This is a genomic window from Varunaivibrio sulfuroxidans (assembly GCF_029318635.1).
GTDB classification, from domain to species: Bacteria; Pseudomonadota; Alphaproteobacteria; order Rhodospirillales; family Magnetovibrionaceae; genus Varunaivibrio; species Varunaivibrio sulfuroxidans.
In genome coordinates this window covers 342,511-355,562 of the sequence record NZ_CP119676.1, presented here as the reverse complement: position 1 = coordinate 355,562, position 13,052 = coordinate 342,511, and the positions used below count along the sequence as shown (strand labels likewise).

The following is a 13,052-nucleotide window of genomic DNA, read 5'->3' as shown; positions in this document are numbered from 1 at the left end:
CATTCACCATTTTAAGTCGCGGCAATAGAGCCGAAAATTGAAGAGATCGAACCAACACAATGCACTTATATATTGAGCGATACAAATCCTGCCTGAAAAATCCAAGTTTCATTTTCTCCATTCTCGTTTCCGTAGCCCTGCTCGGCCTCAGCTTGACGATCAACTACTATGCGGGCACCTACGCCACCGAAAAGGCCAGCAACGCCGTCACCGACATCATCTTGAATAACATCCCAACCTACGATGTCGATGGGTTTTTCGTATACGGTTCTGTCGTCTTTTGGGCCTTCGTCATGCTGATCTGCATGCTCAACCCTAGTAAAATCCCCTTTACCCTTAAGACGGTCGCGCTTTTCGTGCTCGTGCGTTCGGTCTTCATCACCCTCACCCATATCGGACCGTTCCCCGTCGAGGCGCCGATCGATTCCAATTTGATCGAGGATTTCACCTTTGGCGGAGACCTCTTTTTCTCCGGCCATACCGGGCTTCCCTTTCTCATGGCGCTTATCTTTTGGGAGAACTTTCGCCTACGCATCCTGTTTATCCTCGCCTCACTTTTCTTCGCCGCGATCGTCTTGATGGCGCATTACCACTATTCGATAGACGTTCTTTCCGCCTTTTTTATTACCTACACGATCGCCCAACTGGCCGAGAAATTCTTCGCCGCCGATCGGCGCATTTTCCGCGACGGGCCGTGAAGGGACGCGGATAAAAAAACGCGAAACCGCAAGGGGTTTCGCGTTTTTCTTAATGTTTTTTGACAGGCTGAGATCAGAAAGGAATTTCATCGTCCAGATCGCCGCCGGGAACGTTTCCAGCGCTGCCGCCGGCGCTCCCCGTTCCTCCGCCGGACGCGCCGCCCTGATCGGGGCCGCCCCAGTCGGGGCCGGAACGGCCGCCGGAAAATCCGTCATCGCCGCCAAACCCGGAACCGGAGCCCCCCGCGCCGCCGCTCTCGCCCCGACCGTCGAGCATGGTCAGGTTGGAGTTAAAGCCCTGCAAAACGATTTCCGTGGTGTATTTTTCGACGCCGTCATTGCCGGTCCACTTGCGGGTTTGCAGCGCGCCTTCAAGGTATACCTTCGATCCCTTGCGCAGATATTTTTCCGCAACATTGGCGAGGCCTTCGGAAAAAATGACGACACGATGCCATTCCGTTTTTTCCCGCCGTTCGCCGCTGTTGCGATCGCGCCAGCTTTCCGAAGTGGCGATGCTCATGTTGACGATCTTCTTGCCGTCCTGGGAAAAACGCACTTCGGGATCGCGTCCCAGGTTGCCCACCAAAATCACTTTGTTCACGCTACCGGCCATCTGAAACCCTCTCGTCCTTAGCTCGAATCCGTGTTGCGGAGTCTACACAATGCGCGCGAGCACACCAGCTTTCTTTGCGCCGCGCGCACGCCTCTTGTGGATAATTCGGGCACCCTGTGAAAGAAGACCTTGAAAAGAACATATAGCGAACATACAATTTTTCTAAAAAGAATCGAGCGTCGCCCGCTTTACGCCCCTATCTTTCGGGTCTATCTCTTCGCGGCGTGCGTCCAACTCAGACTCAAACGGAACAGTTCATGGTTCAGACCATCCATGTGCGCGGTGCGCGCGAACATAACCTGAAGAATATCGACGTCGAGATTCCCCGCGATCGCTTGACCGTGATCACCGGGCTGTCCGGGTCGGGTAAGTCGTCTCTGGCGTTCGACACCATCTACGCCGAGGGACAGCGACGCTACGTCGAAAGCCTGTCGGCGTATGCGCGTCAGTTTCTCGAACTGATGTCCAAACCCGATGTCGAATCGATCGAAGGGTTGTCTCCGGCGATTTCCATCGAACAAAAAACGACCTCGCGCAACCCCCGCTCCACCGTCGGCACGGTGACCGAAATCTATGATTACATGCGCCTGTTGTTCGCCCGCGTCGGAGTGCCCCATTCACCCGCCACCGGATTGCCGATCGAAAGTCAGACCGTCAGCCAAATGGTCGATCGCATTATGGCGATGGGCGAGAACGCCCGATTGTTGCTGTTGGCTCCGATCGTGCGCGGACGCAAGGGGGAATATAAAAAAGAGCTTCAGGATTTCGCCAAACGCGGCTTTCAGCGGGTTAAAATCGACGGCGCGCTGTACGAGATCGACGACACCCCGACGCTTAACAAAAAGGTCAAGCACGACATCGATATTGTCGTCGATAGGTTGGTTGTGCGCGACGGGATCGAGACGCGCCTCGCCGACAGCTTGGAGACCACCCTGGCCCTGGCCGACGGCCTCGCCTTTATCGAAAATGCCACCGGCGGCGCGCGTACCCCCTTTTCCGCCAAGTTCGCCTGTCCGGTTTCGGGTTTCACCATCGACGAGATCGAACCGCGCCTCTTTTCCTTCAACAATCCTTTCGGCGCGTGCCCGGCGTGCGATGGGTTGGGCACCGAGATGTACTTCGATCCCGCGTTGGTGATCCCCGACGACAGGTTGACCCTCAATCAGGGGGCGATCGCGCCGTGGGCCAATTCGACCAGCCAATATTACGTACAGACCCTGGAAAGCCTGGCGGCGCATTTCGGCTTTTCCCTGACCACGGCGTTGCAGGACCTGGGCGACGAGATCCGCCAGCTTTTACTGTACGGCAGCGGCGAGGATGCCGTCACCATGCGCTACGACGACGGGCGCAAGGCCTATCAAATCGCCAAACCGTTCGAGGGCGTCATCCCCAACATGGAGCGGCGCTGGCGCGAGACCGATTCGTCGTGGGTGCGCGACGAACTGGGTAAATACCAAACCGTGACGCGGTGCGAGACCTGCGCCGGTCATCGCCTCAAACCCGAGGCGCTGGCCGTCAAGATCGCCGGTCTGCATATTTCCCAGGTTGCCGAAATGTCGATCGAACAGGCCGCCGGGTGGTTCGCCGACCTGCCCCGCCAGCTTGGCGTCAAGCAGATGGAAATCGCCCAACGGATCTTGCGTGAGATCAACGAACGCCTGGGATTTTTGATGAATGTCGGCCTCGATTACCTGACCTTGTCGCGCGCCTCGGGAACGTTGTCGGGCGGAGAGAGCCAGCGCATTCGCCTGGCGTCGCAGATCGGCTCGGGGCTAACCGGGGTGCTCTACGTCTTAGACGAGCCGTCGATCGGCCTGCACCAGCGCGATAACGACCGCCTGTTGGGCACCCTGATGCGCCTGCGCGACTTGGGCAACACGGTGATCGTCGTCGAACACGACGAGGACGCCATCCGCAGCGCCGATTACCTCATCGACATGGGGCCGGGAGCGGGCGTGCACGGCGGGTCGGTCATCGCCCGCGGCGCCCCCGAGGACGTGATGGCCGCGTCCGACAGTTTGACCGGCCAATATCTGACCGGGATCCGTTCCATCCCCGTACCCACACGGCGGCGCAAGTTCGATAAAAAACGCCTCCTTAGCGTCAAGGGCGCCAGGGCCAACAATCTCGATAATGTCACGGCGGACTTCCCCCTCGGCTTATTTACCTGCGTCAGCGGCGTTTCGGGCGGGGGGAAGTCGAGCCTCGTCGTCGAAACCCTATACAACGCCCTGGCGCAACGGCTGAACCGGGCCCGTTTGCACGCCGGCGACCATGACGAAATCACCGGCATCGAAGGGATCGATAAAGTCGTCGATATCGATCAAAGCCCGATTGGGCGCACCCCCAGATCCAACCCCGCGACCTATACCGGGGCGTTTACACCGATCCGCGAATGGTTCGCGGGCCTACCCGAAGCCAAGCGCCGGGGCTACAAACCGGGCCGCTTTTCGTTCAACGTCAAGGGCGGTCGCTGCGAGGCCTGCCAGGGCGACGGCGTGATCAAGATCGAGATGCATTTCCTGCCCGACGTCTATGTCCAATGCGACGTCTGCAAGGGCAAACGCTACAACCGCGAAACCCTGGAACTGACGTTCCGGGGCAAATCCATCGCCGACGTCCTCGATCTGACGGTCGATGAGGCGGTCGAATATTTTAAGGCGGTCCCGGCGATCCGCGACAAGATGATGTCCCTGCAACGGGTCGGCCTGGGCTATATCCACCTCGGCCAGCAGGCGACGACACTCTCGGGCGGCGAGGCGCAACGGGTTAAGCTGGCCAAGGAACTGTCCAAGCGCGCCACCGGAAAAACCTTTTACATCCTCGACGAGCCGACCACGGGCCTGCATTTCGAAGACATCAAGAAATTACTCGAAGTCTTGCATACCCTGGTTGACGCCGGCAACACCATGGTCGTCATCGAACATAACCTGGAAGTCATCAAAACCGCCGATTGGATCATCGACATGGGGCCCGAGGGCGGCTCAAAGGGCGGCAAGATCGTCGTTGCCGGAACGCCCGAAGCCATCGCCGCCACCAAGGAAAGCTACACCGGGCATTACCTGAAACCCTATCTGGCGGCGGCAAAAAAGAAGAAAAAACGGATCGCGCGGTAAGCCGGCGGCGGCGGTCTTGTTCGAGCGGCCGTTTTCTACGCCGACCAGAAGGGCGCACGGCGGCGAAAGGACTTCCAGGCCGAGAGCAGCTCTTGTTCTTGACTGACCTGTAGATGACCATACCACCCCGAAACTTCACCCACGGCGCGCCGGAAACTTTTGTCCCTGATGGCGGGCGTAGCCGCGCCGACCCGTTCAAGCAGGCGTTCGGCGACCACCCGATCGTTCAAATGACCGAGAACATCCTGAAGCCGTCCCAAGGCCTTGAGGTAGGGATGCGTCTTATCGGCATCGAACAACGAGGCGAACAGCTCGCTCGTATAGCGGGCCTTTTTCACTGCGATGCGCAAACGATGGCGATCGGCTGCGGATAATTTTTTTAATCCCCGCCCCCTTTTCATCAGACGCGCATGTCCGCGAGCGAGGACTCGGTAGGCGAAATCCGTCGCGGGAGCCCCGAGATCAACGTCCCCACCAAGCGCCGCGCCGTCCGGGCCTATTTCCTTCTCCCCATCGCGGTGCACGGTGGAGCATGCCGCCAGTTCGACCAACAGGCAACCATATTCACGCGAACCGAGGTAGGCCTGCGCCCGTTCGTAGGCCTCGTCGCGCAGGGCCGAGGACCGGCGAAGCAGCGCCTCACTTCCCGGGGCGGCAGCCTCGGAATACCGCACGGCGGGTAGCGTCGTTCCGATAAAGACGTCCCAATCGCGGGCATCGCCCAAGGCGGCGCTGGTTTCGCGGATCATCCCCACCAGATCGCGGGTTTTTTGTATGCCCACGCCCCCCCGATAAAGACTTAACGCCGAACGCATGCGTCGCAGCGCGACTCGCATCTGATGGACGCCTTCCTCGTGGCTGCGCGCCAGAACACACGGCGCGTTGGCCAGTACCTGGCGCAACCCCAGCTGCAGCGCGCTTCGCAAGACCTCGCCATTGCTGGCGCCGCGCCGCGGTTTGGGATGGCGCGCGCGTTGCCAATGCGGCATGGTCCCGCTGGCCAGGGAAAACCCTCGACACGCCTTCGAACACAAGGACAACCGCACCGGAACGCTTTGCGCAATCTTGCGCGCGATATCATAAAACGTGGTGATTTCGCCGGAAACGAATTCCAATTCCATTTCATGGATCGTCACGTCGGCATCGCCCGCCACGATGCGCCCCCGGTCAACCTCACATTTCATGCGGGTGCCGTCGGCGCACACCAAGACTCGGCTTTGGCGCGTGATGTCGGTTTCGAACACCGCCGTCAAGGTGTCGATATCGATATCCGCCAGCGCCCTCCCGGCCCGTGTATCTTTTTTCAGCAGATCCGGATCCAGGCGCGCCCGCTTGACGGGCCATTCCTTTTCTTGACGGGAAAACCCGTTACAATCGGATGCGGTGTTCGATTTCAAGCACTGCACATAGGCACGGCTCTCCTTGCGCACACGCAGGGAAATACGCCGGTCGGCAAGATCATGGGCGGGGGTGTCGAAATACAGGGCGTGTAGGGATTGGCGATGCACCTTGCCTTCCTGAAGCGCCTTCAACCACGGCATCCGGCAAAGCTTGCGCACGTCTCCCGGACTTAGGTCGAATTTAAGCTCCAACTCAATGCCCGGACGTTCGTCCGGATGGCTTTCACCTGGCGCGTGCACGCTCACGGCATATCCCCCATTCCTGGGTTACTCGTATCATATCGTGCGGCATCTTTCGAGAGGGAAGAGCCATTTTTGTCGCAAAAAAACACCTCGGCGAACCTGGCGTCCACGACCGATCCGACAACACCCCCTGGACCACACCGGAAACCGGGAACATACTGGAGTCATGGAACTCTTGGCCAATCAGGAAACATTGGGGCGTTTGGCGCTTGCCCTGGGGATCGGCCTTTTGGTCGGCATCGAACGGGGATGGCACTCACGCAAGGCGAGCGGCGGCGCGCGCGCCGCCGGCGTGCGCACCTTCGCGCTAAGCGGACTACTCGGTGGTTTCTGCGGTTTGCTCACGATGCGTTACGGCGCCATTGTCCTGGGGGTTTCCCTAGCCGCGTTCGCGGTCCTACTCGTCTTTTCCTATGTCAACTCCAGTCGCCTCAGCCAAGATTTCGGTTTGACATCCGAGGTCGCCGCCCTGCTGGTATTCATTCTTGGCGTTTATGCCGTCCTCGGCAACATGGCGCTCGCGGCAGCCGGCGGCGTCGTCACCGTCGCCTTGTTGGACGCCAAAAGGTATTTGCACCGCTGGGTCAGACATCTCAACAAACTGGAACTGGACAGCGCCATAAAGTTGCTGTTGATTTCCGTCGTCGTTCTTCCCGTCGTGCCGAATCAAGGGTTCGGTCCCGGCGAAGTGCTCAACCCATATCGGATGTGGTGGATGGTGGTCCTGGTCGCCGGTCTTTCTTTTTCCGGCTACATCGCCATGCGCATCGCGGGGCCGCGACTGGGGGGCGTCCTCACCGGATTTTTCGGAGGCCTGGCGTCCTCGACCGCGCTGACCGTCGGCGCCGCGCGCATCGCACATAAAAACCCACAACTCATTCCCATGTTGAACGGCGCGGTGGCCATCGCATCGGCGGTGATGTACATGCGTATTCTCGTGATCGTCGCCTTTTTCAACCGCGCCCTGGCCTTTCAGCTCGCCCCCGCCCTTGGCGTCATGTCTCTTTTTTGCGCCATCGGCACGGCGTTTCTACTCTATAAATCCCGACGGCGCGGCGCGGCGGCCCCGATCGAGATCGACAACCCCTGCGATATTTCGATCGCCGTTAAATTCGCCCTCCTGTTGGCCGTCGTCGCCTTGCTGGCGCATTATGCCCGCATCCATTTCGGGAACAGCGGGCTTTACGTCCTCGGCGCAATTTCGGGTTTGGTTGATGTCGATGCCATTTCCCTATCGCTCGCGGAAATGACCAAAACGGGCCTAACCGAAAATCTCGCCGCCAACGCCATCTTTGTCGCCACCGTGGTCAACACCCTTGTCAAAGCCGTCATCACCGGATTTCTCGCCGGCCCAAAAATGGCGCTTCCCCTACTCGCCTTGTTGATCGTCGCCTCAACCGCTGGTGTCGTTGTTTTAGAGATATTTTAGGGGGATAACGTTCTTTCTATAGTCTCTATAAGATAATTTATTCTTATTTCTCATAGAGATACTTGAAACAACATGAGACAAATGTAATTCTTTCGCAAGGCGAGGAGAGAGCTATTTTTTCCAGAGACAACGGGGGGGTCCCATGAAGGCGAAGACCATGGGGTGGAAAGCAAAATACACCACCGGCATCACATTGCTCGACGACGAGCACAAGGAACTTCTCGAACTGGTGAATACGCTTATTTCGGCTCTGGAAAGCCCGAATGAGGGCGCCGCCACCCACGCTCACGTCATCGACGGTTACCGCAAGGTTCACGATCACATCGTCGCGCATTTCGCCGACGAGGAACGGCTCATGCACAACATCGGCTTTCCCGACGTCACGGAGCACATCACCCAACATGAAGCATTGCGCCAAGAACTCGAACAACTCGGGAAGATGATCAAGGAGGGCCGTACGCCCGAGAATTGGGAACCGCTCGCCAGCATGCTGAATGTCTGGGTCTTGCGCCACATTATGTCGCATGACGTCAAGATCCGCACATATCTCCACCGCAGCCCTTCGTAGGAAACAACCTTAAGCTTCCGGCCCAACGTCCGGCGGTACATTCTTTTCCCAATACGGAACGGGACCGAACCGCCGAGTCAAGTAGTCGATGAATGCGCGCACCTTGGGCGATGGTCGCGCGCCGCCGGGATAGACCGCCCACACGTCGGCGCGCGTCGCCGTCTCGTATTGCGGCAACACGGCTTTCAGTTCCCCGCTCGCCAGGTAGGGACCGACATCCCACAGCGCACGGAGCACGATCCCCAATCCGCGAAGCGCCAGATCCCGCACCACGACGCCGTCGTTACTGCGCACATTTCCCCTAACCACGACATTTTCTCGCACGCCATGGCGCGTGAACGCCCATGTTTCGCGCCCCGACGAAACGAGGCAGTTGTGCGCCTTCAGATCCTCAAGACACAAAGGCCGACCGCGGCGTTCCAAGTAAGACGGCGCGGCGCAAACGACGCGCCGCACACCGCTGAGTTTGCGCGACATCATCCGTGAGTCCGCGAGCGCCGCAATGCGCACCGCGACGTCGATACCCTCGTCAACGAGATCCAAAAGCGATTCCGACAAGATGAGGTCGATGTTGACGTCGGGATACAGGCTCAAAAAATCCGGCAACGCCGGCGCGATATGGGCCTGGCCAAAAGAGATTGGCGCGGTAATTCGAAGCGTGCCGCGCGGCGTATCGCGGTAAGCGGACAAACTCTCACGGGCGGTTTCCATTTCCTTCAAAATCCGCTGGGCGTGGCGCAAAAAAACTTCGCCATCCGCCGTGAGCGCGATGCTTCGGGTGGTCCGATACAGCAATCGCGTTCCAAGCACGTCTTCGAACGCGGCGAGGCGGCGGCTCGCCGTCGCCGCGGACATTCCGACCCGGCGGCCCGCCGCCGATAGGTTGCCCAACGCCGCCGCCGCCACGAAAAGGGAAATATCGCGAAGGTCAAGCATATTAATTTTCAATTAAATTGCAATTCTATTTTTTCAAGTTTCGATATTATCATGGTCCCCGATTAACACAAGTATAGCTGTCACGTTGAAACGATAAAAAAGCGCACAGGAGTTTCCATGTCCAACACCGCGCCTCGATCCACGACAGCCGATACGCCCATCAATCACCTATCATTCTCACATCTGGTCGCCGTAACGACGATGGTTCTCGGCGTGGCTCTTGTAATCACCGCCTCGATCGCAAACCTGAACATTCTTGGCGAGGCAAACATGCAACGCGCCGCCGGCATCATCGTTTTCTCTCTCGGTTTGTGGGCCACCGGCGTCGTGCCCGAATTTTTCACCTCGCTCGTTTTTTTGTTTCTCTGCGCCGTCTTCGCCATCGCCCCTCCCGGCGTCATCTTTTCGGGCTTCCAGGCCAGCGCCATGTGGTTGGTTTTCGGCGGTCTCGTGATTGGCCTGGCGGTTCATGAAACGGGATTGGCCAAGCGCCTGGTGCACGCCATGGTCGCCTATATTCCGGCCAACTACTTCGGCATCTTGGCGAGCGTTATCGCCGCCGGGGGCGTACTCGCCTTTGTCATCCCCTCCGCACTCAGCCGCGCCGTTCTGATTACGCCAATCGCCATGGAACTGGCGGCGCGACTGGGATTTGCGGAAGGATCGAAGGGGCGGACCGGCATCGTACTGGCGGCGGGCATGGGCACGACCTTGCCCGCCTTCGCCATCCTGCCTTCCAATGTGCCCAATCTCGTGCTTTCGGCGTCCGCGGAAAGCCTATTCAACATCCATTTTGAATACGGCCACTATCTGGCGCTGAATTTTCCCGTCCTCGGGGTCTTCAGCATGCTGGCCACCTTGGGTTTGAACTGGCTCTTTTTTCGTGAGGCGCCGACCCGGGACGGCGCACCATCGCAAAGCGGCGGCGTGACGGGGAATGAACGCAAGCTCGCCGTGATCTTAATGATCACGGTCGCCTTATGGGCGACGGATTTCATCCATGGCGTCTCGCCGGCCTGGGTCGCGATGGGCGCCGCGCTGCTGTGCGCCGCGCCCGGGGTCGGGGTATTGAAGACTCAGGACTTGGTCAAGAAAATCAATTACGCCCCATGGCTGTTCGTCGCCGGGGTGGTCGGACTCGGCGCGGTCGCCTCGCATTCGGGACTTGGGGCGACCCTGGGCAAGGGACTTCTGGCGCTCACCGGACAAAATATCGGCGGCGGCCTGGCGGGCTTCTCGACCCTGGTCGCGGTCGGGATGTCGGTCGCCTTCGCAACGACCCTGCCCGCCGTTCCCGCCATCATGACCCCGCTCGCCACCACGTTGAGCAGCGCCACCGGATGGCCGATCGACACCGTGCTGATGGCGCAAGTTCCGACCTGGGTGCTCATTCCCCTGCCCTACTTAGCGCCGCCGATCCTGGTCACGCTTTCCATGGCGGGGATCACCGCACGGCGCGCCGCGCCGCTCATGATCGTTTATTTTATCTTAGGCGTCGTCATCGCCCTACCGCTACATTTCTACTGGGCGCGCTATTTAGGGGTGTTCATGTAACGACAAAGCGCACGGTGACGCCGTTTTTGGGCCGGGTCAGCGGGTTTCGCGGGGCAGGCCTTCCCTTTTCCAACGCGCCATGCCGCCGTTGAGAATCTGGACATTGTTCAGTCCCGCATTCTTCAAAAGCTTAGCCGCGCGCGGTGAGCGGTTTTGTGTGCGGCAGGTCACGAAAACGGGGGCGTCTTGGTACGCCGCGAGGGCCGCCCCGTTTTCCTTGAGCGCATTCGACAGTTCGCTGTAGCCAAGGTTCAGCGCGCCGGGAATATGCCCCAGATCACCGCTGTATTCACCCGGCGTACGGACATCGATGACAACGACATCCCGCCCTCCGTCCATCAGGTCCTTAAGGGTTTGCGGATTGGCGAAGGGAACCCCCCAGGCCATCAAGCGCGGCAACCCGATACGCATGAAGACGAAAAACCCCGCCGCGATTGCTATCGGAGCAAGAGAATGAAGGTCGAAAGAATGAAGATCGAAAGACACGGGTGGGCTCTCCGTTCGTTGTGGCGCTGTCGTCGGCTACTGGTAGCGAACCCCCGGAATAAAGTCAATCGACGCTCCTTTATTGTTCACCTTCGCCGCGCATCGCCGGATGCGTGAAAAAACGCTTGCCCATTGCATGAGCCGCCGCCACCGGGTATGAGTTCGGCCATGAAAAATACCGTAGACTCTCCCGTTCGTGTTGTTGGCGCAGGATTGGCCGGCTGCGAGGCGGCATGGCAGCTCGCCGAGCGCGGCATCGGCGTCGTTTTACACGAAATGCGCCCGGTGCGCGCCACCGATGTGCACAAGACCGACAACCTGGCCGAACTGGTCTGTTCCAACTCGTTTCGGTCCGATGACGCCCAGGGCAACGCCGTCGGCGTGTTACACCGGGAAATGCGCGCCCTCGGGTCATTGATCCTGGCGACGGCCGACAAACACAGGGTGCCCGCGGGGGGCGCCCTGGCGGTGGACCGTGAGGGGTTCAGCACCGCGATCACCGAAACCCTTGAGGCCCATCCCCTGATCACCATCGCGCGCGAGGAAATCGACGATCTTGGCGCGCTGGGCGACGGCCCGGTCATCGTCGCCACCGGACCGCTGACCTCCGATGCGCTCAGTCAATCGATCCGCGCCCTGAGCGGAACGGACCATCTGGCGTTTTTCGACGCCATCGCCCCGATCGTCTATAAGGACAGCATCGATTTTTCCAAGGTCTGGTACCAGTCGCGCTACGACAAGGGAGACGCCAAGGATTATATCAATTGCCCCCTCGACAAGGCGCAGTACGACGCCTTCATCGACGCCTTGGTGAACGGCGAAAAAACGACCTTCAAGGAATGGGAGGCGAACACCCCCTATTTCGAAGGCTGCCTGCCGATCGAGGTGATGGCCGAACGCGGCCCCCAAACCCTATCCTACGGCCCCATGAAGCCGGTGGGCTTGACCAATCCCCACGCCCCCACCACCAAGGCCCACGCCATCGTGCAATTGCGCCAGGACAACGCCCTGGGCACGCTGTGGAACATGGTCGGCTTTCAGACCAAGCTGACCTACGGCGAACAAAAACGCATCTTCCGCACCATCCCGGGGTTGGAAAACGCCGCGTTTGCCCGCCTCGGCGGCATTCACCGCAACACCTTCATCAAAAGCCCGGTTCTACTGGACAACACCTTACGTCTGAAAAACCGCCCAAATATTCGCTTCGCCGGGCAAATCACAGGCTGCGAAGGGTATGTGGAGAGCGCCTCGATCGGTCTTCTGGCGGGAATGTTCGCCGCCGCCGAGATTCGCCGCGTTTCTTGTCCGCCGCCACCGAAGGAAACCGCCCTGGGCGCGTTGCTGGGCCACATCACGACTGATGCCGAAAGTGAAACGTTTCAGCCGATGAACGTCAATTTCGGCCTCTTTCCTCCGATCGAAGCCGAGGGCGGAGAGAACGGGGAGAAAAAGCGCCGTCTCAAGGGGCGCGATCGCAAGCTCGCCCTATCCTCGCGCGCCGAAATCGCATTGATGCGATGGATCGAAAAAAACCGGGTGCACCCAGGCGCCTCATAAACCGACGGGTCCTCAACCCGGCGCATTTCAACCTTCGCCGCCCGCGACAAACGGCGCCGATCGGTCGTTTTTCGCCACAATCCCCAACATTGTCGTCCCGGCGCGCCCCGGCGCTGTCCCGGCGCTGTCCCGGCATGCGCGAATATTGACGTTATTTTAGGATTACCACGAATATGATTTTTCTATATAACTTCCTCGAAATCAAAAAAATGAAAACGATCGACAATGACCTTAAAAATACAATGATCTTAAAAAATATACCGAGCACGATGGGGCCTTGTTCGGTTTTTCCGCTTTCCCTATGAAACCAAAGGTTCCGACCCTATGGAATCAAAGGTTCTGGGAAACTATATGTTGAGTCCATGGACAGCCTTGGTATCATGCCCCGAACCTACGCACGCACCGCGAATACCAGACGCAGAAAGACGTTGCCCCATAACGTCAAGGTTCAA

10 protein-coding genes are annotated in these 13,052 nt (G+C 59.1%); 6 read left to right on the top strand and 4 right to left on the bottom strand.

The features are described from left to right. Positions 1-59 precede the first annotated feature (59 nt). Positions 60-698 carry a phosphatase PAP2-related protein gene (locus P3M64_RS01545; protein WP_132939590.1) on the top strand — a complete coding sequence of 213 codons (639 nt, stop codon included), beginning with the start codon at positions 60-62 and terminating at the stop codon, positions 696-698. 73 nt (positions 699-771) lie between these two features. Here P3M64_RS01545 and ssb read toward each other — a convergent pair whose 3' ends face one another. After that, positions 772-1,311 carry a single-stranded DNA-binding protein gene (ssb, locus tag P3M64_RS01540; protein WP_132939591.1) on the bottom strand — a complete coding sequence of 180 codons (540 nt, stop codon included), beginning with the start codon at positions 1,309-1,311 and terminating at the stop codon, positions 772-774. A gap of 257 nt (positions 1,312-1,568) precedes the next feature. Between ssb and uvrA the strand changes: the two genes are divergently transcribed. After that, complete coding sequence (gene uvrA / locus P3M64_RS01535) at positions 1,569-4,427, top strand: excinuclease ABC subunit UvrA (protein ID WP_132939592.1); 2,859 nt, start codon at positions 1,569-1,571, stop codon at positions 4,425-4,427. 35 nt (positions 4,428-4,462) lie between these two features. Here the strand turns inward: uvrA and P3M64_RS01530 are convergent, their stop codons facing one another. Continuing rightward, the gene (locus P3M64_RS01530; protein WP_132939593.1) at positions 4,463-6,073 is read right to left on the bottom strand and encodes a CYTH and CHAD domain-containing protein; all 1,611 of its coding nucleotides are present in this window, start codon (positions 6,071-6,073) and stop codon (positions 4,463-4,465) included. A 163-nt stretch (positions 6,074-6,236) separates the two neighbouring features. Between P3M64_RS01530 and P3M64_RS01525 the strand changes: the two genes are divergently transcribed. Together P3M64_RS01525 and P3M64_RS01520 are read left to right on the top strand one after the other, a co-directional pair. Continuing rightward, on the top strand, positions 6,237-7,499 hold the full coding sequence (locus P3M64_RS01525; RefSeq protein ID WP_165886364.1) for an MgtC/SapB family protein: 1,263 nt from the start codon (positions 6,237-6,239) through the stop codon (positions 7,497-7,499). 142 nt (positions 7,500-7,641) lie between these two features. Beyond that, positions 7,642-8,067: a bacteriohemerythrin gene (locus P3M64_RS01520; protein WP_132939595.1), complete on the top strand. Its 426-nt coding sequence runs from the start codon at positions 7,642-7,644 to the stop codon at positions 8,065-8,067. A 9-nt stretch (positions 8,068-8,076) separates the two neighbouring features. On the opposite strand, the gene P3M64_RS01515 is transcribed toward P3M64_RS01520, so the two are convergent. Beyond that, the gene (locus tag P3M64_RS01515; protein WP_132939596.1) at positions 8,077-9,003 is read right to left on the bottom strand and encodes a LysR family transcriptional regulator; all 927 of its coding nucleotides are present in this window, start codon (positions 9,001-9,003) and stop codon (positions 8,077-8,079) included. A gap of 117 nt (positions 9,004-9,120) precedes the next feature. Here P3M64_RS01515 and P3M64_RS01510 point away from each other — a divergent pair, with 117 nt between their 5' ends. Further along, a complete protein-coding gene (locus P3M64_RS01510; RefSeq protein WP_132939597.1) occupies positions 9,121-10,557 on the top strand; it encodes an SLC13 family permease in 1,437 nt (478 codons plus the stop codon). Between the two features lie 36 nt (positions 10,558-10,593). Here P3M64_RS01510 and P3M64_RS01505 read toward each other — a convergent pair whose 3' ends face one another. After that, positions 10,594-11,043, bottom strand: a complete 450-nt coding sequence (locus P3M64_RS01505; protein WP_132939598.1) for a rhodanese-like domain-containing protein — start codon at positions 11,041-11,043, stop codon at positions 10,594-10,596. Between the two features lie 168 nt (positions 11,044-11,211). On the opposite strand from P3M64_RS01505, the gene trmFO reads away from it, so the two are divergent. Next, the gene (gene trmFO / locus P3M64_RS01500) at positions 11,212-12,600 is read left to right on the top strand and encodes a methylenetetrahydrofolate--tRNA-(uracil(54)-C(5))-methyltransferase (FADH(2)-oxidizing) TrmFO (protein WP_132939599.1); all 1,389 of its coding nucleotides are present in this window, start codon (positions 11,212-11,214) and stop codon (positions 12,598-12,600) included. Positions 12,601-13,052: the final 452 nt, after the last annotated feature.